Genomic DNA, 20,336 nt, shown 5'->3' on the forward strand with positions numbered 1-20,336 from the left:
GGACATGACGATGAAGCCGCAAGCCGATTACAGCTATCGCGACGATCCCGATGTGCCGGCCTTTGCCGATGACCGGCCGTTGATCGTCTTCGATGGCGAATGCGTGTTCTGCTCCGGCTGGGTGAAATTCGCGCTGAAACATGACAAGCGGCAGCGATATCGTTTTCTTGCAGCGCAGACGCCGCTCGGCGAAGCGCTCTACCGGCATTACGGGCTGCACGCGCGCGACTATGAGACCAATATCCTGATCGAAAACGGCCACGCCTTCTTCAAGTCCGACGGCTCGATCCGCATGGTGGCGGGCCTCGGCTTTCCCTATTCGCTGGTCAAGATTTTCCGGCTGCTGCCGCGGCGGGTGGCCGATGCGCTCTATGAATTCATCGCCCGCAACCGGCTGAAGATCGCCGGGCGGCAAAGCTGCATGGTGCCGACGCCGGAGCAGCGAAGCCGCTTCATCACATGAGCGACGACCGGTTTTCGCTGCTCATCATCGGCGGTTACGGCACGTTTGGCGGGCGGCTTGCCCGGCTGCTTGGCGATCAACCCAGGCTCAGGCTGCTGGTTGCGGGGCGCTCGCTTGAAAAGGCTGACGATTTCGTTGCAGATCTCCGAACGCCGAAAGATGGAGCCGAGGGACTGGGAAGCAACAATCTCGGCGCGATGGTGCAGGCGGTGCGTTTCGATCGCGATGGCGATCTCACCGAACAGCTGACGCGGCTCAGGCCCCATCTCGTCGTCGATGCCTCGGGGCCGTTTCAGACCTTCGGGAAGGATGCCTATAAGGTGGTCGAGGCCTGCATCGGCCTCGGCATCGACTATGCCGATATCGCCGACAGCACCGGCTTCGTCGCCGGCATCGGTGGGCTCGATGCGGCAGCCAAGGCCAAGGGCACCTTCGCGCTCTCGGGGCTGAGCAGCCTTCCCGCCCTCTCCTTCGCGGCACTTAATGCGATGGCGCCGCATTTCTCCCGGATCGAAAGCGTTTCGGCGGGCATCGCCCCCTCGGCGCATGTGCGGATCGGGCTGAATGTCGTGAGAGCAATCGCGACCTATGCCGGCAAGAAGATCACCGTTCGGCGCGATGGGCAGCCGGCCGCCGGGCGTGGGCTGATCGATGCGATGCGGGTGACGGTGGCGCCGCCGGGGGTTACGCCGCTGCGCAGCCGCAAGTTCCTGCTGGTGGATGCGCCGGATCTCAAGCTGCTGCCGGCGCGCTTTGCCGATCTCAAATCCAGCTTCACCGGTGTCGGCACGGAGCCGCAGCCGCTGCAGCACTTGCTCAGCCTTGCGGCAAGGCTCGTTCGCTTCCGGCTCCTGCCGTCGCTGCTGCCGTTTGCGCGGCTGCTGCAGCGCGCCAGCCATAGCCTGGCGATCGGCGAACATCGCGGCGGCATGTTCGTCCGCGTCGGTGGCGTCGATCACGCGGGAAAGCGGCTGTCCTGCGGCTGGCATCTGATTGCCGAAGGTGATGATGGGCCGTTCATCCCCATCATCGGCGTGGACGCGCTGGTGCGCCGGCTGCTGACCGGCACACGGCCGGAGAGCGGCGCGCGGCCGGCGGCGGGGGAATTGCGGCTTGCGGATTTCGAAGCGGCCTTCCGGCGGTTTTCGATCACATCCGGCATCCGGATGGAAAACGAGGAGGCGCCCCTGCCGCTCTACCAGAGAATCCTCGGCAGCGCCTGGGAGCGGCTGCCGCCCGCCATATCAGCCCTGCATGCCGGCGGCGCCCGCGTCGCCTCCGGCCGGGCGCGGATCGAGCGCGGCGGTGGGCTGCTGGCGAGGATCGTCGCCGGGGTGATCGGCTTTCCCAAGGCGGGCGAGGATGTGCCGGTCACGGTGCGCTTCGTTGCCGACGGCGACAAGGAGATCTGGACACGCGATTTCGGCGGCACGGTGTTCCGCAGCTGGCAGGCCGAGGGAAAGGGCCGCGACCGGCATCTGCTCGCCGAGGTCTTCGGGCCGTTCCGGGTGTTGATGGCGCTGGTGCCGGATGGAGAAAAGCTGCGGCTCGTGGTGCGCGGCTGGCGGTTTTGCGGGATTCCGCTGCCGATGTTTCTGGCGCCTGGCGGGGATACGTATGAGGAGGAGCGCGATGGGCGGTTCCACTTTCATGTGGAGATCGGTGGGCGGCTGACGGGGTTGGTGGTGCGGTATACCGGGTGGTTGGTGGTGGAGTGAGGCGAGATTCATCCGCTTTCTGGTGGCAAGTGCGCTGTTCGGTTTGCGCGAGTCGCTGCCCCTCACCCTAACCTTGGCGGGGTCGAGCCACCCGTCTCGACCCGTCCTCCGGACCCCCGCTGGGAAGAAGAGGGAATCGAGAGGTCGCCGCAAATCTCTTCTCCCCTCGGGGAGAAGGTGCCGGCAGGCGGATGAGGGGGCCACACGGCTCACCCGTAATAACCTATCCGGCGACTGAGACGACGCGAGCGGTGTGGAACTCACATGGTGTTGTTGGAAAGACCGGCTTCGCCGGCCCCCTCATCCGCCCTACGGGCACCTTCTCCCCGCAGGGGAGAAGAGGGAATCGAGAGGTTGGTGCCCGCAGGGTGTCGAGTTTGCCGCACCGTATCCCGGCCCTTCGCTTTGGGCTCAGGGCGTTCGCCGCTGCAATCGATTCACCGGATCGATTGCTGGCGCTTTGCGCCACCGCGGCTCACCCACCCGCAATCCCCAAGAGTTCGGCATCCAGCGCCTTCAGGTAATCGCCGGCGATTGCGGCGCTGAAGCCGAGGTCGTGTTGGCCGTAGCGGGAGGCGACGCGGATGTCGACGAAGGTGGTTTCGGCCTCTTCGCGCAGCCGGATGATGAAATCGAAGCGCAGGCCGAGAATCAGCGTGCGGGTGGTGCCCTGCAGCGTCACGCCGTTGACGCCGCGGATCAGCTTGGCGACGTCGTCGTCATAGGGGCGCGGCGTCGGCACGGGGATGATATCGGGCGCATCAGCCACGGCATCGTCGCCCGGCTGCGGCTTCACCGGTCTGTCCTCGGGGTCGCGGCCGGGCTCAGTGTCGCCGCTGCTCTTCGTGATGGTCATGCCGCTCATCTTGGCGACCTTGCGCACCGCCTCCAGCACGCGGTCGAGCGCGCCCTCATAGCGCCGGCCGGTGAGTTCGGGATAGGCGGCGAGCTGCTTTTCACGATCCTCGGGCGTCACCTGCACCTGGCGCTTCAGCCAGATCTGGTCGGAATACGGCTGCGAAAGCCAGTCGGGTGCGGTGACCGGATCGGTGGAAACGTCATAGATATCAGGCAGCGTCATGTAACGCTCGGTGGCATAGGCGCCAAGCGCCAGCGGAAAGGCGGCATAGATCAGTGCCGCAAGCGCCGCCAGTCCGCCCTCAGCCCCCGTCATCCAGAGGCTGCGCAGCCCGAGAGCTGCCAGCATCGCCGCGAGCAGCGCGCAGCCGGCGGCGACAATCAACAGCAGCACCAGATAGGGTGTGGCGAGACCGCCGAAGCGATGGGCGATCATCACGGCCAGCGCCAGCACCAGGGAAAACGCCCCGATGAGCCGCGAAGAGCGGGCGGCGCTGGAAACGGGGCGGTCATAGCGGATGGCCATCAAACTTACCGGTTGCTCGTCAGCGCCCGCGCGTTCGACCACGCAAATCGCCTCAACCTCTTTAGTGCAAGATTCGGCTAAATTGAAACTATTGTCTGAGGCATTGCGTTGGAATTCACGGCGATGGTCATGGCGAAACGGCGGCTTCTTCATAAGCCCTTGCTGATATGTCAAAAAAAGGCCATTCTGCCGCGGTTTCATCTCCAGATGCAGAGGAGAGACGGGATGATTTTACCCGAAACGGCAGCAAGGCCGCAGGCGTCTGCGCTTGGCGGGATCGACCACCAGTCCGAACCAATGCTGCCTTTGGAGCTGCTCGAGCTCGAACTTTCGCTCGAAGGTTATGCCGGCGGTGATGCCGGCTTCTGCGAGGCCGTGCGCCAGGCGGCGGCACGCTCCGGCGGCGAACTGCTGTTCGACCTGCCGGCCGGCGGCCTTATCGACGATTGCCGCCGCATCGCCGTGCTGCGCATTCCGGGCGATGGCCAGGAGATGCGCGTCGTGCTGGCGCTGCTCGACGGCAACGGCACCGAAATCCGCATGCAGGCGCCCGATGAAGAGACCGCGCCGCTGGTGCGTTTTGCCGATGCCTTCATCGAACTGTTGGAGCGGATCTAATTCTAGATCAAGATTTTAGCGGCGCTCGGCCGCGGCTTCCGCAACGCTGCGGAAGGGGAACTTGCGCCCGCATTCGCACTTGATGACGAAATTTTCCTGATGGTTGGAAGGCCGCTGCACGCCAAAACCGCGCGGCAGCTGATCGACCTTGAAATCCGGATGCTTGCGCTTGGGATCATCAACTTCCGAGGCCTCGGCAAAGCCCTCATTGCCGCATTGCGGACAGTTCAGTTTTTTCGAAAATCGATCGCGAAGGGCCATGCTCGTTCCAAGGTTTCCGGCCGCTCCTGGAGCGGCCATGCTTTTCCTCATACATAGGAATGGCCCTCATGCATAGAAAGGTTGGCCGGCGAAAGTGGAACCAAGTGCTGAGCCTGCCGTTCCTTTTTCGAAAAGGAGGCACTCATGCCCAACAGAGACCCGATCCCGACACCCAATGCCGACACACCGCGCGGCCCGACGCCGACGCCTGGCATTCCCGATCCCATCCAGCAAAAACCGCCGCTGACACCGGCGCAGGATCCGGCCGATACAAAGAACCCACAGGATCCGCCGCTCAATCCAGCACTGCTGCCGATCGGGGATCCGGCTGGGGCGGCGTAGGTGGGAATAACGGTGGAGAGGTGGTGCCGTGCGGCCCCCTCATCCGCCCTACGGGCACCTTCTCCCCGAGGGGAGAAGAGGGCATCGAGACGTTGCGGCATATTCCCTTCTCCCCAGCGGGGAGAAGGTCGGATGAGGGGGCCGCACGGCACATGGCTCACGTCATCACCCAGCACTCAGCGATCTCCGCCAAGAGCGGCTTGACGCCCTCGCCCGAATGGCCTTTCCTCAGGGAAATGCATTCCAAGGAACACACCAATGCGCATTCGTCTTCTCATCACCGTCATGGCCACGATCGTCGCCGGGCTTTCCGGCTGCCAGACGATGACGCCGGAGGAGCGGCGGGCGGCGGATGAGCAGCGGTGCCTGAGCTATGGCTTCCGGCGCGGCACGGATGGTTTTGCCACCTGCCTGCAGCGCATCGACCTCGACCGGCGCGCCGAATCGCGGGCGCAAAGTGCTGAGATGATGAACCGCATGGCCTGGGATCTGAACGGACCTTATATCTACCGCGATCGCTGGCGGTATCGTCACTGACCGCGGGCGGCCTGCCCTACACTCCCCCGCAGGTCTTTCGGACCGCGCCGGATCTCTTCCAGACCGCCTGCAATCACCGCCTGCGCTGCCGCCAGTCTCGCGATCGGCACGCGGAAGGGCGAGCAGGAGACATAGTCGAGGCCGATCGTTTCGCAGAAGCGGATCGAGGCCGGGTCGCCGCCATGTTCGCCGCAGATGCCGAGCTTCATGTCGTTGCGGGTGCGCCGGCCGCGTTCGGCGGCGATGCTGATCAATTCGCCGACACCATCGAAATCCAGCGAGATGAAGGGATCGTGCTCGATGATGCCCTTGCGCTGATAGGTGGGGATGAAGGCCGAGGCGTCGTCGCGCGAGATGCCGAAGGTGGTCTGCGTCAGGTCGTTGGTGCCGAAGGAGAAGAATTCGGCGGCTTCGGCAATCACATGGGCGCGAAGGGCCGCACGCGGCAGCTCAATCATCGTGCCGACAAGATAATCGATCTTCATGCCGGCCTCGCTCATCACGTCGCCGGCGACCTCGTCGATGCGCGCCTTGACGTAATCGAGCTCTGAACGCAGGCCAACGAGCGGCACCATGATCTCCGGCACGACAGCAGCCCCTGTCTCCTGCGCTGCGGCAATCGCCGCCTCGAAGATGGCGCGGGCCTGCATCTCGACGATTTCGGGATAGGAGATCGCCAGCCGGCAGCCGCGATGGCCGAGCATCGGGTTGAACTCGTGCAGCGCATCGACGCGCTGGCGAAGCACGGATGCCTCCATGCCCATGGCGAAGGCGACTTCGGCCACCTCATCGTCGGTCTTCGGCAGGAACTCGTGCAGCGGCGGATCGAGCAGGCGGATCGTCACCGGCAGGCCGTGCATGACGGTGAAGAGGCCGGTGAAATCCAGCCGCTGCATCGGCAGCAGCTTGTCGAGCGCCACTCGCCTGCCCTTCTCGTCCACAGCCAGGATCATCTCGCGCATCACATGGATGCGCTCGCCCTCGAAGAACATGTGTTCGGTGCGGCAAAGGCCGATGCCTTCGGCGCCGAAGGAGCGGGCGGCGCGCGCATCGGCCGGCGTATCGGCATTGGTGCGCACCGTCATGCGCCGGGCGCGGTCGGCCCAGCCCATGATGCGACCGAAATCGCCCGACAGCGCCGGCTGGGTCATCGGCACCTCGCCCTTCAGCACCTGGCCGGCCGAGCCGTCGATGGTGATGATATCGCCCTTCTTGAGCGTCACGCCGACGCCGAGCAGCCGCTCGTTGCGTTGATCGATGCGCATGGTGCCGGCGCCGACGACGCAGGGGATGCCCATGCCGCGGGCAACGACCGCCGCATGGCTGGTCATGCCGCCGCGGGTGGTGAGAATGCCTTCGGCGGCATGCATGCCGTGAATGTCCTCCGGGCTGGTCTCGACCCTCAGCAGAATGACCTTGCGGCCTTCGGCCTCCGCCTCGACGGCCTCTTCCGCCGTGAAGACGATGGCGCCGGTGGCAGCGCCGGGCGAGGCCGGCAGCCCGCTGCCGATTACCTGGCGGGTGACGCGCGGATCGATTGTCGGATGCAACAGCTGGTCGAGGCTCGAAGGCTCGATGCGCAGCACCGCCTCGTCCTCGGTGATCACTCCCTCATCGACCATGTCGACGGCGATCTTCATTGCCGCCCGGGTCGAGCGCTTGCCCGAGCGGGTCTGCAGCATCCACAGCCTGCCGCGCTCGATGGTGAATTCGATATCCTGCATGTCGCGGTAATGGATCTCGAGCTCGGTGCAGATGCGGCAGAGCTCGCGAAACGCCTCCGGCATCAGCTTTTCCATCGAGGGTTTTTCGGAGCCGGAGGAAATCCGCCCCTCCTCGGTGATGCTTTGCGGCGTGCGGATGCCGGCCACGACATCCTCGCCCTGGGCATTGACCAGGAATTCGCCGTAAAGCGCCTTTTCGCCGGTCGAGGGGTTGCGGGTGAAGGCAACGCCAGTGGCGGACGCATTGCCGAGATTGCCGAAGACCATCGCCTGGATGTTGATCGCCGTGCCCCAGCCTGCCGGAATATTGTGGAGCTGGCGGTAGGTGACGGCACGCGCGCTCATCCAGCTGGAAAAGACCGCACCCACCGCACCCCAGAGCTGGACTTCGGGATCCTGCGGGAATTCCTGCTCCAGCTCCTCCTCGATCAGCTTCTTGTAGAGCGAGACGATATGCTGCCATTCCGAGGCGCTGAGTTCGGTATCGAATTCATGGCCGAGCTTGGCCTTCTCGTCTTCCAGGATCTCCTCGAAGGCGTCGTTGCCGAGACCCATGACGACATCGGCATACATCTGGATGAAGCGGCGGTAGCTGTCCCAGGCAAAACGCGCATCGCCGGCATCATGGCCGAGCGCCTGCACCGTCTCGTCGTTGAGGCCGAGATTGAGCACGGTGTCCATCATGCCCGGCATCGAGGCGCGGGCGCCGGAGCGCACCGAGAGCAGCAGCGGCTGGCTGACCGAACCGAAGCGGCGGCCGGTGATCGCCTCGATCGCCGATATGCCGGCGCGCACCTCGGCCTTCACCGCATCCTCGATGTGGCGGCCGTTTTTGTAATAGGTGTTGCAGGCGTCGCTGACGATCGTCAGCCCCGGCGGCACAGGCAGTCCCAGGGCGCACATTTCCGCGAGATTGGCGCCCTTGCCGCCCAGAATCTCGTGATCGCGCGCCCGGCCCTCAGCCTGCCCGTCGCCGAACCTATAGACCCACTTGGTCATCTTCCCCCCAACACCAAATCAGGATTAGCTTAATCCCTTGGAGTTGAAATGAAAATCGACAAATGCGGCAGAATGTTGCGTTGCACAATAAATCTTGGCCGCGGGCGGCATCGAAACGGTTGAAAGGTGCCCAAACAGAAAACAAGGCACAAAAAAAGCTTTGCGGGACTGCAACAATGTCCCGCAAAGCCTTGTTTCCGTCCAGCCAGGAAAACTGGACGGGGGGTCCCTCAACCCAGGAACGGTTCAGCTTTTTTATAAAACAGAACCGTTCTGACCTTCGTTTTACGCAATTCCTGGAAAATAGATCGCTACTTCCCTGGATTTGCTCCAACGGCTTCCGGTTCTGCCCTCGCCCGGAAAACCGCACGCAAATTCGACAATACGCAGCGTTTGATCACCCGCTTTTTCAGCAGAGTAATTAGGTTGCGTTGAAACAACTTCTAATGCAAGTCAGCGAAAAGAGCATCACCCAAATGGGGTACAGACGGCAAGAGAGCCGACCTTTTTTGGTGTTTATTGCTCGGCCCTTGATTTTACGCAATTTCTGGACGCAAAACCGCGCCATAGCTTTGCTGAAATTGCGTCGGCGCTCGGCGTCGACCTGGATGCTCGGGTCAAGCCCACTTCTGTCCGGTTGGCGCTAGTGGCTGCCCCTCACCCTAACCCTCTCCCCGTTCTGACGGGGAGAGGGGACGTGCCCTGCGAAAGGTCGGAGGGGACGAGCGGGCGCGGCATGTCCCTTCGCCCCGCGAGCGGGGAGAAGGTGCCGGCAGGTGGATGAGGGGCTGCTCTCGCCAATCTCCCCGGCGCAGAAAACGCGTTCGTCGAAAACCTCACGCAATCTCGCGCAAACGCTCGGCCATTTGCAGGTCGACGGAGACGAGTTGGGAGACGCCCTGCTCGGCCATGGTGACGCCGAAGAGGCGGTTCATGCGGGCCATGGTGATCGGATTGTGGGTGATAATGACGAAGCGGGTTTCGGTGGAGGCCGCCATTTCGTCCATCAGGTTGCAGTAGCGCTCGACATTGTGGTCGTCGAGCGGTGCATCCACTTCGTCGAGCACGCAGATCGGCGCCGGATTGGTGAGGAAGACGGCGAAGATCAGCGCCATTGCCGTCAGCGCCTGCTCGCCGCCCGATAGCAGCGTCATGGTCTGCGGCTTCTTGCCGGGCGGACGGGCGAGGATTTCGAGGCCGGCTTCCAGCGGATCGTCGGATTCGATCAGCTGCAGCTCGGCGGTGCCGCCGCCGAAAAGATGGGTGAACAGCCGCTGGAACTGGGCGTTGACGATGTCGAAGGCAGCGATCAGCCGCTCGCGGCCCTCGCGGTTGAGGCTCTGGATGGCGCCGCGCAGCTTGCGGATCGCATCGATGACGTCGTCACGTTCCTTGATCAGCGCTTCGAGCTTCTCGCTCAGCTCCTTCTGTTCCTCGTCGGCGCGCAGGTTGACGGCGCCCAGCCGCTCGCGCTCGATTCTCAGGCGTTCCAGCTCGCGCTCGACTTCGCGCGGATCGGGAAGCGCCTGCATGGTCGGGCGCCCGGTCAGCTGCAGCGCCTCGTGCGGGGCGACGTTCAGGACCTCGCGGATGCGGCCTTCGCTTTCCTGCCGCTTCTCGCGGGCGGAGACGAGGCGCTCCTCGGCGCGGCCGCGGCGTTCGCGGCATTCGGCAAGTTCCGATAGTGCCGTCGTCGCCTTTTGGTCGGCTTCGCGCTGGATGCGTTCGGCCTCGGCCAGAAGATCGCTGGCCTGGCGGCGCGCCTCCTCGGCCTTCTGCAATTCGCTGAGCAGAGCGCGGCGCTTGTCGTCGAACTCATCCGGCGCCAATTCGAGCTCGGCTGCTTCGTCCCGCGCCTCTTCCTCGCGCTCGCGCAGTGTCGCGACATGATCTTCAGCGCTTGCCGCCCGCTGGCGCCAGGTCTCTCGCTCCTGGCCGATCGCCATGATGCGGCGCTGGCGGGCCTCGTTTTCGCGGGCGAGGCTTTCATGGCGGGCGCGGCTTTCGGCCAGCGCGCCGCGATCGGTCGCAACTTCCGCCTGCTGGAAGCGCAGCCGCTCGTCGATCGCAGTCAGATCGGGCGCGTCCTCCAGCTCGATGCGGGCATTCTCTTCCTGGATAGCGATTTCCTCCAGCTGCGCGCGCAGCTGGCTGGCAGCCTCGCTGACGACATCGCGGCGGCGGATCAGATCGCCGGAGGCACGCTCGGCAGCAACAAGCGCATCGCGCGCTTCGGCCAAATGACGCGCCGACAGGCGGCTCATGTCGCGCGCCTCGGCGAGCCGGCGCTCCTCGGCGCGGATCGCTTCGGCAGCGGCTGCCTGCCGCTCCTCGGCTTCGGCAAGCACGTCGCGGGCAAGAGTGGCTTCACCTTCGAGTTCGGCCAGGCGGTTCTTCTGGGCAAGGCGGAGCGCCGCGGCACTCGGGGCGTCGGCACCGGTGACGTGACCGTCCCAGCGATAGACCGCACCCTCTTTGGTCACCAGCCGCTGGCCGGGCTTCAGCGCCGCCATCAGCCGCTCCGCATCGCCTTCCGCGACCAGACCGATCTGGCGCAGGCGGCGGGTCAGTGCGGTGGGCGCGCGGACGTGATCAAGCAGTTGCGCAACACCGGATGGAAGGGCTGGATCGGCGGCGCCATCGCCATTGTCCGACCAATGGGCCGGCGCCTCGGCATCGAGCGGCGATTCCAGATCGTCGCCGAGGGCAGCACCCAGTGCGGTCTCGAAGCCGCGATCGACCTTCAGCTCGTCGGCAACCGGCGCAAATTTGCCGGCGGCGGCACCGGCGGCGAGCATGCGGGAAATGGTGCGGGCCTCGGTCTCCAGCGCATTCAGGCTCGAACGGGCCTGCTCGACCGGCGCGCGCGACAGCGCCTCGGTCTGGCGGGCCGCGGCAAGCGCCTGCTCGACCGCCTGCACCGCCGCTTCCGCATCGGCGACGGCGATCTCGCCGGCCTCGACGATGGCGCGTTTTTCGTCGGGATCAGGCAGGCCGGCGATTTTCTCGCCGACGGCTGACAGTTCGTGGTTTGCCTCATCCATCTGGCGTTCGAGGCGCATCCGGCGGTCCGTGAGATCGCGGATGGCGCGCTCCAGCTGATTGCGGCCGGCGGCAGCTTCAGCGCGCTCGGCGGTCAGCTGGGTGAAGATGCGCTCGCTGTCGGCCAGTTTTGCCGCCGCGCCCTCGAAGGCCTCGCGGGTTTCCTCGGCATAACGGCCGGAATCGGCGAGGATTTCCGAAATCTCCGCCTCTTCGGCATCGAGCCTCGCCAGGATGACGGCATTGTCGGCCACCAACCGCTGCTCGCGGCTTATATCCTCGCCAAGCTGGGCGAGACGGCGGGTCAGCTCGTCGCGGCGACGCAGGATGCGGCCGGCATCTTCCTCCAGCTGGCTTCTGGCGATCTGCAGGCGCTGCAGGGCGGCGGCCGCACGCGCCTCGCCCTCGCGCAGTTCCGGCAGCTTCAGGCTGGCGACCCCCTGGTTCTTCGCCGCCTCCATCTGCATCTGCGCCTTTTCGGCGACGACGGAGGTCGCCTGATTCAGCGCGCTGTCGGCCTCGGCTTCAGCTTCCTTGGCCTGCACCCAGCGGATATGTAAAAGCATCGCTTCGCGGGCGCGGATATCGGCAGACAGCGTCTTGAAGCGGTTTGCCTGGCGGGCCTGGCGCTTCAGGCTCTCGATCTGGCTTTCCAGCTGCGAGGTGACGTCGTCGAGACGCTCGAGATTGCCTTCGGCGGCGCGCAGCCGCAGTTCGGCCTCGTGGCGGCGGGAATGCAGGCCTGAAATGCCGGCCGCCTCTTCGAGCAGCTGGCGGCGGGCTTGCGGTTTTGCCTGGATCAGCTCGCCGATACGCCCCTGCCCGACCATCGAGGGCGACCGCGCGCCGGTGGAGGCATCGGCAAACAGCAGCTGCACGTCCTTGGCGCGGCTTTCCTTGCCGTTGATGCGATAGAGCGAGCCCTGTTCACGCTCGATGCGGCGGGTGACCTGGATCTCGTCGCTGTCGTTGAAGGCGGCGGGCGCGGTGCGCTCGGCATTGTCGAGATAGAGCGCGACTTCGGCGGTGTTGCGCGCCGGGCGATTTCCAGAGCCCGAGAAGATCACGTCGTCCATGCCGGAGGCGCGCATGTTCTTGTAGGAATTTTCGCCCATCACCCAGCGCAGCGCCTCGACAAGGTTCGACTTGCCGCAGCCGTTCGGCCCGACAACGCCGGTCAGTCCCCGCTCGATGATGAATTCCGTCGGCTCGACGAAGGATTTGAAGCCAACCAGGCGCAGCTTGTTGAACTTCATGCGGAAATATCCACGGCAGGAAGCCCCCTCATCCGCCCTACGGGCACCTTCTCCCCGCTGGGGAGAAGAGGGAATCGAGACGCTGCGGCAAATCCCCTTCGCCCCAGCGGGGAGAAGGTGCCGGCAGGCGGATGAGGGGGCCGCACCTGCAAACTGCGCTGAAAACGAAAAACGGGCGCACGGCTTTCGCCGTCGCCCGTTCTATCGAAACGATCCGGTTCAGAGCAGGCTGTCGATGAGCTTCGACAAAGTGTCAACCGGCATGTCTCCAGAGTAGCGCTTGCCATTGATCAGGAAAGTCGGGGTGGCGTTGACGCCGAAATCCTTGGAACCTCTTTCCCGCGTGGCATTCACTTCATCCAGAAGCTTCTGGTTCGTCAAGCATTTCGTGAAGCTATCCTCAGTAAATCCGGCAAGCTTCGACATCTGCAGCAGTGCGGCGCGGCCATCATCGGCGGCAGCCCAGATCTGCTGCTGCTTGAACAGCATCGAAACCATCGGGAAATACTGTTCCGGCGTGCTCAACTGCTCCGGATTGGAAGAATTGCAGCGGGCGAGCATGAAGGCCGCGGCGGCGCGCGGGTCGAAGGGGAATTCGCGGATGATGAACTGCACCTTGCCGCTGTCGACATATTTCTGCTTGATCGTGTCGAAGACGGTGTTGTGGAAATGGGCGCAATGCGGGCAGGTCATCGACATGTACTCGACGATCTTGACCGGGGCGTCGGCCTTGCCGAGCGCCATTTCCGGCAGCGCGCCGGGCTTCAGCACTTCCGCCATATCGACATCGCCGTCGGACTCCGGCATTTCGGTCGCCGAGGTGGCCGCCGTCTGCATGGTGTCGACATTGGTGCCATCAGCCATGGTCTTGCCGGAGGACGAAGCATCGGCAGCGTCCTTGCTGTCGTTGCAGGCGACAAGCGCTACGGCAGCTGCGGCGATGGCGATACCGCTGAGCAGGCGGCGTTTCGTCAGTTGCATTTCGGACATCTGCATGGATTCCCCATAACTAATGAGATTGACGGCGTGACTGTGCGATATAACGGCTTGCGGCCGCTCACAAGGCACGGTTCGCCAACTTCCTTCAAAGAATTGTGACCGCGGGAAGACGATTAGACCAAAAATTGCAGGATTGGCAGTTTGTCGATTTCATCGGCAGACATCGCGGCGGCGGCCCACCTCGTATCGGCTGCTCGATGAAACTCAGTTGTCCAAGCCATGACGCGCCAACAGCTCGGCCAGCAGCACGGTATCGCTCTCGTCGCGACGAAGCTCTTCCAAGCGTTTTTCGGCAAGATAGATATCTTCGAGGTCGTCGAGATGCGCGAGGATGGCTTGCCGCTCATAGAAGCTCTTGCTGCGGCCGGTACGCCTGGAAAGCTCATTGAGCCGCGCTTCAATTTCGGGCGGCAACCGCAGGACCAGCATGATTTTTCTCCCGTCTGCTATATAAGTATGGCATCCGAGGTGTTCGATCGCCAGTGCCTCTACACTGCCGAGGAATATTCAAGAGGGTAGCGTCAAGGTTCGGTGACGATGTCGAATATGAGCGTCGCTAGCGGCTGCTCGGAGCCCGCAAAGCTCTCGATCATGGCCTCGATGACACGTTCACGATCAAGCACTTCGGCATTGAATGGCAGGCCGACATGCCTGGCCAGAAGCGCGAGAAAGGTCAATTGGGTGCGGCCATTGCCTTCACGGAACGGGTGGATGGCGTTAATTTCGGCAAGGAGGTGCGCAGCCTGAGCGGCAAAGTTAGCCGGTGTCAGACCTTCGAAATAATCCGCCCGCGCCAGCTCCTGGAAAATCCGATTAAGCTCGTTTGCTATAAATTCCGGGTAGCAGAACCAGTTGCCACCCTTACCGATACGGATGGTGCGGATCTCACCGCCCCAATCAAAGACATCCTGGAACAGGTGGTGATGAAGGGCGAGATAGTGGGTGACATCCAGGTTACCCTCCGGCCAAGGTTCTTCCGAGCGGAGCACGAACATCGTTGTCTCGAACTCGTCGAGCTCGCTCTGGTCCGTGAGGTCCAGTTTGTTGCGGAGCACGGTCGTGCCCGGATAACAGAGGGGATCGGATTCGGCGGTATAGACCAACGCTTAGGCGGACTTGCGCGTGAACTGTGCGCGGATCGCCTGGCGACGTTCTTCGGGCGGCTGATCCTTGGTCTCGGCGAGGAGCTTGCGCATGCGCGGGCTGAGGACTAGGCCTTCAACCGCACTGATCTTTTCGGCACTGGCCTGGGTCAGGCCGCCGGTCTTGGCGTTGCGGGTCAACTTGGGCGTTTTGCTCGTCATGAGTCAGAATCTAGCACGACCTTACGCGGATCAGCAAAAGGAATTCGCTTAGCTGAAGTCAACGCTTGTGGTTCACGGCGAGTGCAGTTCAGGTTGGCAACCCATGACCGTAAAGGGTTAGCGTTGATTTCCCCGCTTCCCCATCACCGCCGTGCCCAAACGCTGGATTGCCTGGCGCAGCTTGTCGTTCTCTATCCCCTCCATCATGCCTTCGAGCTTGCGGGCGGCTTCGCCTTTCAATGGCGGCGGGGTGCGAGAGCGGCGGATGGCTTGTGAGACCGGCTTCTGGACGATGCGGATCTGGTGGACGGCGGCAAAGCCGAAGAAGCTGTTGATGCGCTGGATGAGTTCGCCCTGGGCATGGGTGAGGAAGAGTGCGCGCGCGCCTTCGCAGGCAATCGTCAGCACGCCGGGCCGAAAGCCGCCGGTCTCATCGCCGCCGCGGGCCCAGGCGATCTTTTCCGGCCGGGTGCAATCGGCGAAATCCTCGCCGGCGATTTCGCTCCACGAGCCGAGCAGCGCCGTGTTGATACCGGCGCGCTTGGCAAGCACGGGATCGATCAGCCCGTTCGCCAGCTCGGAAATCTGCTTTGCACCTTTGCGTGGATAACTCATCGAAACCCTTCAGCGACGCCGCCAATTCGCATGCCAACTCGCACAGGCGACTTGATCGCGCGGCATTGCTTCGCCAAGTATAGGCACTTCCCCTCATCGCAGCAAATCATGACGATCACCACACTCGACACGCCCTCAGCAAAGCCCCTGCTCGACTGGTACGATCGCCACCACCGCGACCTGCCCTGGCGCGTTTCGCCCGGCATGGCGGCCCGCGGCGTCAGGGCCGACCCCTATCGAGTCTGGCTGTCCGAGGTGATGCTGCAGCAGACGACGGTGCAGGCGGTCAAACCCTATTTCGAAAAGTTTCTGCAGCGTTGGCCCGAGGTGACCGACCTTGCCGCGGCGGAGACCGATGCGGTGATGGCCGCCTGGGCTGGGCTTGGTTATTATGCGCGGGCCCGCAACCTGAAAAAATGCGCCGAAGCGGTGGCGACAGAGCATGGCGGCGTCTTTCCCGATACTGAAGAGGGCCTCAAATCCCTGCCCGGCATCGGCGACTATACCGCAGCCGCCGTCGCGGCCATCGCCTTCAACCGGCAGGCGGCTGTCATGGACGGCAATGTCGAGCGGGTGATCTCCAGGCTCTATGCCATCGAAACACCGCTTCCGGCCGCAAAGCCGGCGATGAGGGAGAAGGTGGCGCTGTTGACGCCGGCGACACGGCCCGGCGATTTCGCCCAGGCGATGATGGATCTGGGTGCCACGATCTGCACACCGAAGCGGCCGGCCTGTTCGCTCTGTCCGTTCCGGGGTGCCTGCGAGGCGCTGAAACTTTCCGATCCCGAGCTCTTTCCGGTCAAGGCGGCGAAGAAGGAGAAGCCGGTCAGATACGGCGCGGCCTTCATCGCGGTCACCGGTGATGGCGAGATCCTGTTGCGGCGGCGCATCGACAGCGGCCTGCTCGGCGGCATGACCGAGGTGCCGACGACAGCGTGGACGGCGCGCATCGATGGCGAGACCTCGGCTGCCGCCGCGCCCTTCGAAGCGGCATGGCAGGCCTCCGGCACCGTCACCCATGTCTTCACCCATTTCGAGCTCAGGCTTTCGATCTGGCGTGCGGCCATCGCAACCAAAGTCACCATGGATGACGGGCCGAATGACGGATGGTGGGAGCCGGTTACAAATCTTGAAGCCCAGGCCTTACCAACCATCATGAAAAAAGCGATCGCAGCAGCTATTCCTCTCGCGTTTAAAACATCCAAGGGATGACCATGACCACCGACATAAGACACATCGTTTTCGACATCGGCAAAGTTTTAATTCATTACGATCCGCATCTTCCCTTCAGCCGCCTCATCCCTGATGAAACGGAGCGCAACTGGTTCTTCGCCAATATCTGCACCCATGACTGGAACATCGAGCAGGACCGCGGCCGCACCTGGGCCGAAGCCGAAGCGCTGCTGATCGAACAGCACCCTGCCCGCGAAGAGCATATCCGCGCCTTCCGCAAATATTGGCATGAGATGGTGCCGCACGCCTATGACGACAGCGTCGCGATCATGGAAGGGCTGATTGCCGAAGGGCGCGACGTGACAATGCTCACCAACTTCGCCTCCGACACCTTCCGCGAGGCGCAGACGCGCTTCCCCTTCCTGACCAAACCGCGCGGCGTCACCGTTTCCGGCGATGTCGGCCTGATCAAACCCGATGTCGCGATCTACGAGACGCATACGAAAAGTTTCGGCCTCGATCCGGCAGCGACGATCTTCATCGACGACGCGCCGATCAATGTAGACGGCGCCAAAGCCTTCGGCTGGAATGCGGTGCTGTTCTCAGGTGCCGACAAATTGCGCAGCGATCTCGCCGGCTATGGCGTGAAGGTCTGAGACCCATGGCTTTCGACCCGGCAAAGCAAATCGAACTCTTCCACGCTGCGATCAACGCCCTCGATTTTCCGGCGATCGAAGCCTATTTCGCCGAGGACGCGACCTATGTCTCGAACGGCGTCGGCGATCTCACCGGACGGGCTGAGATCATGGCCGCCTTCCGGCGTTATTTCGACGACTATCCCGACCAGACGGCTGAAAATTCGCTGGTGGAAACACTGACGCCGCTTTCAGGCCGGTCGGTCTGGTCGGTGCGCGCCACCCACAGTAAGACGGGCAAGCCGCTGGTCCGCGAGGGCGAGGAGACGATCACCTTCAACGCGGAAGGCCGCGTCACACGGGTCGAGGTCACCGACTACCAGGACTTTTGAATAGAGGACGCCCGGGGGTTGACCCCGGGCGCCTTGCCCTTCTCCCGCAACTGGAGGGAAATCGGAAGAAGGTATTTCGATCCGTCAGAGGCGCTGCTCACTCCGCCTTTGCCAGATCACTGCGGATGACGGACCTGAGATCGTCGATCGGGCGCAGGGACTGCCCGTCTTCGAAATGCCAGAAGGTCCATCCGTTGCATGCATCGAGACCCTGCACCTTGGCGCCGAGACGATGAATGGAGCCGGCCTCGCCGCCTGAAGCCACGGTGCCGTCGGCGCGGACAATCGCGCTATGGCGGCGCTTGGCGTCGGTCAGCACCTGGCCGGGCTTGATCAGGCCGCTTTCGACCAGCACGTTGAAGGCGACGCGGACTTCGGCCTTCTTGCCGGTCATGACGGTCAGTTCCGCCTTGCCGAGCGGCTCGACGGCGGCGATGCGGGCCGAGGCGGCATCGATATAATCCTGCTCACGCTCGATACCGACGAAGTGACGGCCGAGACGCTTGGCGACCGCACCCGTCGTTCCCGAGCCGAAGAAGGGATCGAGCACGATATCGCCGGGCTTGGTCGAGGCCATGATGACACGGGCGAGCAGCGCTTCCGGCTTCTGCGTCGGATGCGCCTTCTTGCCGTCCTCGCCCTTCAACCGCTCGGCTCCGTTACAGATCGGGAAGAGCCAGTCGGAGCGCATCTGCACGTCGTCATTGGCGGCCTTCAGCGCATCGTAATTGAAGGTATAGCCCTTGGCCTTGGCGCTGGGGCTTGCCCAGATCATCGTCTCATGGGCGTTCTGGAAACGGCGGCCCTTGAAATTCGGCATCGGGTTGGTCTTGCGCCAGATGATGTCGTTGAGGATCCAGAAATTGAGATCCTGCAGCGTGGCGCCGACGCGGAAGATATTGTGGTAGGAGCCGATCACCCAGATCGAGCCGGTCGGCTTCAGCACGCGGCGGCAGGCGAGCAGCCAGGCACGGGTGAAGGCGTCATAGGCGTCGAAGGAGGCGAACTGGTCCCATTCGTCGTCGACCGCATCGACCAGCGACTGGTCGGGACGATGCAGCGTCCCGCCGAGCTGGAGATTATACGGCGGGTCGGCAAAGATGATATCGACGGAGTGGCTGGGCAAGGCTTCAAGGGCGCTGACGCAATCGCCCTTGATGATCGTGTCGACCCAGGAATCCGACCGGGATCCCGGCCGGGAATCCGGCTTGACGGAAGCCTTGAGGTCGGCAAGCGGAAAAACTGATGCCATTTAAATACTCACTCATACGCTCTACGCTTAACTGTCCGTTATGGTTACGCAACTTAGTTACCAAAGCCTGAAGCGGTGGCCGATTTCGGGAATTTATTCAGGTGACCAGCGAATGAGCGGCAGACTTTGCCGACGCCGGCCGGCTGCCGAGCGGCGGCAAGAATGCGCCCGCCCGGCGATCAGGCGGCATCATGAACCCTACGGCTGTCATCAGGCGCTTCGTCGCGTTCGAACATGCCGTAATCGCGGACGACACTGGCGATCCGCAGGCGGTAATCGGCGAAAATGCCGCCGCGTCCGGCCTGCTGGGCTGCGCGGTGCGCCTCTAGATTGCGCCATTCCTTCACCGCCTCCTCGTCGCGGAAGAAGGAGAGCGACAGCAGCTTGCCGCGGTTCGTCAGGCTTTCGAAACGCTCGATCGAAATGAAGCCGTCGATCTTTTCGAGTTCGCCGCGCAACTCACCGGCGAGATCCAGATATTTGTGGCGTTCGCCCATATAGGGCATGACTTCGAAGATGACGGCGATCATGGCAGCACCAGCTTGGCGTGAGGGGCGGAGACATTTTTGAGGAAGATGCGATCTTCCTTCAGGATGAAGTTTTCGCGTCGGGCAAATTCATAATTCTCACGGCCGAGGGGGTCGGCGGCCAGCCTGGCGCGATAGGCCTCGTAGGCGGCGAGGTTTTCGATATTGTAGACGCCGTAGGCCGTCGTTGCCGAGCCCTCGTGCGGACCGAAATAGCCGATCAGATCGGCGCCATTGTTCGGAATCGCCTGGCCCCAGTTGCGGGCATATTCGGCAAACGCCTCCTTCTTGAAGGGATCGATCTGATAGCGGATGAAGCAGGTGATCATATCGTTTCTCCTTTGCTGTCGATCCTTTTTCGCACATTGCCTGACGGCGATGCTTCGGTTACGATCGAACTATGAAGGAAGGTCCTGACATTGCGCAGATCGGCGCGCTCATCGGCGATCCGGCGCGCGCCAATATGCTGGCAGCGCTGACCGGCGGCCGGGCGCTGACGGCGACCGAGCTTGCCGGCGTCGGCGGCATCACCGTGCAGACGGCGAGCACCCATCTTGCCAAGCTCGAAGCCGGCGGGCTGCTAACCCAGCGCAAGCAGGGGCGCCACCGCTATTTCACGCTGGCTGACGAGGCCGCCGCCCGGCTGATCGAAAGCATGATGGGTTTTGCCGCCGGGCGCGGCCATCTGCGCCACCAGCCGGGACCGAAGGAGCCGGCGCTGCGCAAGGCGCGCATCTGCTACGATCACCTTGCCGGCGATTACGGCGTGCGCATGCTCGACAGCCTGATTGCCTCCGGCTCGATCGATGCGGTCGGAGACGGCCTGGCGCTGACGGAAAAGGGCGAAAGCGAGCTCGAATGCATCGGCATTAATGTCGGCGACCTCAGATCCTCGCGCCGACCGCTCTGCCGCTCCTGCCTCGACTGGAGCGAAAGACGCGCGCATCTGGCCGGCAGCCTCGGCAAAGCCCTGCTTTCAAGCTTCCTCGACAAAGGCTGGGCGCGGCGCGCGGCCGAAAGCCGCTCGATCATTTTCTCCCCGGAAGGCGACCGGCAGTTCCTGAAGCTTTTTCCGGTCGATCCGTAGGTTATTGC

At 63.4% G+C, this 20,336-nt stretch carries 21 protein-coding genes; 9 read left to right on the forward strand and 12 right to left on the reverse strand.

From position 1 onward, the window contains the following. Positions 1-4 precede the first annotated feature (4 nt). Together OIU37_RS13930 and OIU37_RS13935 are read left to right on the forward strand one after the other, a co-directional pair. A complete protein-coding gene (locus OIU37_RS13930; protein WP_264257758.1) occupies positions 5-463 on the forward strand; it encodes a thiol-disulfide oxidoreductase DCC family protein in 459 nt (152 codons plus the stop codon). Then, positions 460-2,181: an SDR family oxidoreductase gene (locus OIU37_RS13935; protein WP_264257759.1), complete on the forward strand. Its 1,722-nt coding sequence runs from the start codon at positions 460-462 to the stop codon at positions 2,179-2,181. The genes OIU37_RS13930 and OIU37_RS13935 overlap by 4 nt, the downstream gene beginning before the upstream one ends. Positions 2,182-2,656: 475 nt before the next feature. Here OIU37_RS13935 and OIU37_RS13940 read toward each other — a convergent pair whose 3' ends face one another. Continuing rightward, positions 2,657-3,565, reverse strand: coding sequence for a DUF1499 domain-containing protein (locus tag OIU37_RS13940; protein WP_264257760.1), 909 nt, complete (start codon positions 3,563-3,565; stop codon positions 2,657-2,659). Between the two features lie 225 nt (positions 3,566-3,790). Between OIU37_RS13940 and OIU37_RS13945 the strand changes: the two genes are divergently transcribed. After that, a complete protein-coding gene (locus OIU37_RS13945; protein WP_168310949.1) occupies positions 3,791-4,183 on the forward strand; it encodes a hypothetical protein in 393 nt (130 codons plus the stop codon). 15 nt (positions 4,184-4,198) lie between these two features. On the opposite strand, the gene OIU37_RS13950 is transcribed toward OIU37_RS13945, so the two are convergent. Then, a complete protein-coding gene (locus OIU37_RS13950; protein WP_003546063.1) occupies positions 4,199-4,444 on the reverse strand; it encodes a hypothetical protein in 246 nt (81 codons plus the stop codon). Between the two features lie 144 nt (positions 4,445-4,588). Between OIU37_RS13950 and OIU37_RS13955 the strand changes: the two genes are divergently transcribed. After that, complete coding sequence (locus OIU37_RS13955; protein WP_003546062.1) at positions 4,589-4,786, forward strand: hypothetical protein; 198 nt, start codon at positions 4,589-4,591, stop codon at positions 4,784-4,786. Between the two features lie 258 nt (positions 4,787-5,044). Continuing rightward, positions 5,045-5,323, forward strand: a complete 279-nt coding sequence (locus OIU37_RS13960) for a hypothetical protein (protein ID WP_264257761.1) — start codon at positions 5,045-5,047, stop codon at positions 5,321-5,323. Here the strand turns inward: OIU37_RS13960 and ppdK are convergent. The 7 genes from ppdK to OIU37_RS13995 form a co-directional block, all read right to left on the reverse strand. Next, complete coding sequence (ppdK, locus tag OIU37_RS13965) at positions 5,317-8,046, reverse strand: pyruvate, phosphate dikinase (protein ID WP_264257762.1); 2,730 nt, start codon at positions 8,044-8,046, stop codon at positions 5,317-5,319. The genes OIU37_RS13960 and ppdK overlap by 7 nt on opposite strands. A gap of 836 nt (positions 8,047-8,882) precedes the next feature. Then, on the reverse strand, positions 8,883-12,344 hold the full coding sequence (gene smc, locus OIU37_RS13970) for a chromosome segregation protein SMC (protein ID WP_264257763.1): 3,462 nt from the start codon (positions 12,342-12,344) through the stop codon (positions 8,883-8,885). A 219-nt stretch (positions 12,345-12,563) separates the two neighbouring features. Then, the gene (locus tag OIU37_RS13975) at positions 12,564-13,334 is read right to left on the reverse strand and encodes a DsbA family protein (RefSeq protein WP_372353418.1); all 771 of its coding nucleotides are present in this window, start codon (positions 13,332-13,334) and stop codon (positions 12,564-12,566) included. Between the two features lie 213 nt (positions 13,335-13,547). Further along, a complete protein-coding gene (locus OIU37_RS13980) occupies positions 13,548-13,772 on the reverse strand; it encodes a TraY domain-containing protein (RefSeq protein WP_182210994.1) in 225 nt (74 codons plus the stop codon). Positions 13,773-13,864: 92 nt separating this feature from the next. Next, a complete protein-coding gene (locus OIU37_RS13985; protein ID WP_182210996.1) occupies positions 13,865-14,446 on the reverse strand; it encodes a Fic family protein in 582 nt (193 codons plus the stop codon). A 3-nt stretch (positions 14,447-14,449) separates the two neighbouring features. Continuing rightward, entirely contained in the window at positions 14,450-14,647 is a 198-nt protein-coding gene (locus OIU37_RS13990; protein WP_064647302.1) for a hypothetical protein, read from the reverse strand. A gap of 117 nt (positions 14,648-14,764) precedes the next feature. Further along, positions 14,765-15,262: a DUF721 domain-containing protein gene (locus tag OIU37_RS13995; RefSeq protein WP_182210998.1), complete on the reverse strand. Its 498-nt coding sequence runs from the start codon at positions 15,260-15,262 to the stop codon at positions 14,765-14,767. A 108-nt stretch (positions 15,263-15,370) separates the two neighbouring features. On the opposite strand from OIU37_RS13995, the gene mutY reads away from it, so the two are divergent. The 3 genes from mutY to OIU37_RS14010 are packed head-to-tail and all read left to right on the forward strand — an operon-like array spanning position 15,371 to position 17,462. Continuing rightward, positions 15,371-16,474 carry an A/G-specific adenine glycosylase gene (gene mutY, locus OIU37_RS14000; protein ID WP_182211000.1) on the forward strand — a complete coding sequence of 368 codons (1,104 nt, stop codon included), beginning with the start codon at positions 15,371-15,373 and terminating at the stop codon, positions 16,472-16,474. A gap of 2 nt (positions 16,475-16,476) precedes the next feature. Further along, on the forward strand, positions 16,477-17,091 hold the full coding sequence (locus OIU37_RS14005) for an HAD family phosphatase (RefSeq protein WP_264257765.1): 615 nt from the start codon (positions 16,477-16,479) through the stop codon (positions 17,089-17,091). Positions 17,092-17,096: 5 nt separating this feature from the next. Next, positions 17,097-17,462 (forward strand): nuclear transport factor 2 family protein, encoded by a 366-nt coding sequence (locus OIU37_RS14010; protein WP_264257766.1) that lies wholly within the window; start codon positions 17,097-17,099, stop codon positions 17,460-17,462. Between the two features lie 97 nt (positions 17,463-17,559). On the opposite strand, the gene OIU37_RS14015 is transcribed toward OIU37_RS14010, so the two are convergent. The 3 genes from OIU37_RS14015 to OIU37_RS14025 all read right to left on the reverse strand — a co-directional run bounded on the left by OIU37_RS14015 (position 17,560) and on the right by OIU37_RS14025 (position 19,570). After that, positions 17,560-18,714, reverse strand: coding sequence for a site-specific DNA-methyltransferase (locus OIU37_RS14015; RefSeq protein WP_264257767.1), 1,155 nt, complete (start codon positions 18,712-18,714; stop codon positions 17,560-17,562). Between the two features lie 179 nt (positions 18,715-18,893). Next, positions 18,894-19,244 carry an antibiotic biosynthesis monooxygenase gene (locus OIU37_RS14020; protein WP_264257768.1) on the reverse strand — a complete coding sequence of 117 codons (351 nt, stop codon included), beginning with the start codon at positions 19,242-19,244 and terminating at the stop codon, positions 18,894-18,896. Next, entirely contained in the window at positions 19,241-19,570 is a 330-nt protein-coding gene (locus OIU37_RS14025; protein WP_264257769.1) for an NIPSNAP family protein, read from the reverse strand. Before OIU37_RS14025 ends, OIU37_RS14020 begins: the two co-directional genes overlap by 4 nt. Positions 19,571-19,641: 71 nt before the next feature. Between OIU37_RS14025 and OIU37_RS14030 the strand changes: the two genes are divergently transcribed. Next, entirely contained in the window at positions 19,642-20,328 is a 687-nt protein-coding gene (locus OIU37_RS14030; protein ID WP_264257770.1) for a helix-turn-helix transcriptional regulator, read from the forward strand. Positions 20,329-20,336: the final 8 nt, after the last annotated feature.

It is taken from the genome of Rhizobium sp. BT-226, assembly GCF_025847085.2.
Taxonomy (GTDB): Bacteria; Pseudomonadota; Alphaproteobacteria; order Rhizobiales; family Rhizobiaceae; genus Rhizobium; species Rhizobium sophorae.

Coding starts and splice junctions, on each gene's coding strand:
- OIU37_RS13960 (WP_264257761.1), top strand. CDS start 5,045: ATGCGCATTCGTCTTCTCATCACCGTCATGGCCACGATCGTCGCCGGG.
- OIU37_RS13995 (WP_182210998.1), bottom strand. CDS start 15,262: ATGAGTTATCCACGCAAAGGTGCAAAGCAGATTTCCGAGCTGGCGAAC.
- OIU37_RS13940 (WP_264257760.1), bottom strand. CDS start 3,565: ATGGCCATCCGCTATGACCGCCCCGTTTCCAGCGCCGCCCGCTCTTCG.
- OIU37_RS13975 (WP_372353418.1), bottom strand. CDS start 13,334: ATGTCCGAAATGCAACTGACGAAACGCCGCCTGCTCAGCGGTATCGCC.
- OIU37_RS14020 (WP_264257768.1), bottom strand. CDS start 19,244: ATGATCGCCGTCATCTTCGAAGTCATGCCCTATATGGGCGAACGCCAC.
- mutY (WP_182211000.1), top strand. CDS start 15,371: ATGACGATCACCACACTCGACACGCCCTCAGCAAAGCCCCTGCTCGAC.
- OIU37_RS13955 (WP_003546062.1), top strand. CDS start 4,589: ATGCCCAACAGAGACCCGATCCCGACACCCAATGCCGACACACCGCGC.
- OIU37_RS14030 (WP_264257770.1), top strand. CDS start 19,642: ATGAAGGAAGGTCCTGACATTGCGCAGATCGGCGCGCTCATCGGCGAT.
- OIU37_RS13945 (WP_168310949.1), top strand. CDS start 3,791: ATGATTTTACCCGAAACGGCAGCAAGGCCGCAGGCGTCTGCGCTTGGC.
- OIU37_RS14025 (WP_264257769.1), bottom strand. CDS start 19,570: ATGATCACCTGCTTCATCCGCTATCAGATCGATCCCTTCAAGAAGGAG.
- OIU37_RS13990 (WP_064647302.1), bottom strand. CDS start 14,647: ATGACGAGCAAAACGCCCAAGTTGACCCGCAACGCCAAGACCGGCGGC.
- OIU37_RS14005 (WP_264257765.1), top strand. CDS start 16,477: ATGACCACCGACATAAGACACATCGTTTTCGACATCGGCAAAGTTTTA.
- ppdK (WP_264257762.1), bottom strand. CDS start 8,046: ATGACCAAGTGGGTCTATAGGTTCGGCGACGGGCAGGCTGAGGGCCGG.
- OIU37_RS13950 (WP_003546063.1), bottom strand. CDS start 4,444: ATGGCCCTTCGCGATCGATTTTCGAAAAAACTGAACTGTCCGCAATGC.
- OIU37_RS13980 (WP_182210994.1), bottom strand. CDS start 13,772: ATGCTGGTCCTGCGGTTGCCGCCCGAAATTGAAGCGCGGCTCAATGAG.
- smc (WP_264257763.1), bottom strand. CDS start 12,344: ATGAAGTTCAACAAGCTGCGCCTGGTTGGCTTCAAATCCTTCGTCGAG.
- OIU37_RS13930 (WP_264257758.1), top strand. CDS start 5: ATGACGATGAAGCCGCAAGCCGATTACAGCTATCGCGACGATCCCGAT.
- OIU37_RS14010 (WP_264257766.1), top strand. CDS start 17,097: ATGGCTTTCGACCCGGCAAAGCAAATCGAACTCTTCCACGCTGCGATC.
- OIU37_RS13935 (WP_264257759.1), top strand. CDS start 460: ATGAGCGACGACCGGTTTTCGCTGCTCATCATCGGCGGTTACGGCACG.
- OIU37_RS14015 (WP_264257767.1), bottom strand. CDS start 18,714: ATGGCATCAGTTTTTCCGCTTGCCGACCTCAAGGCTTCCGTCAAGCCG.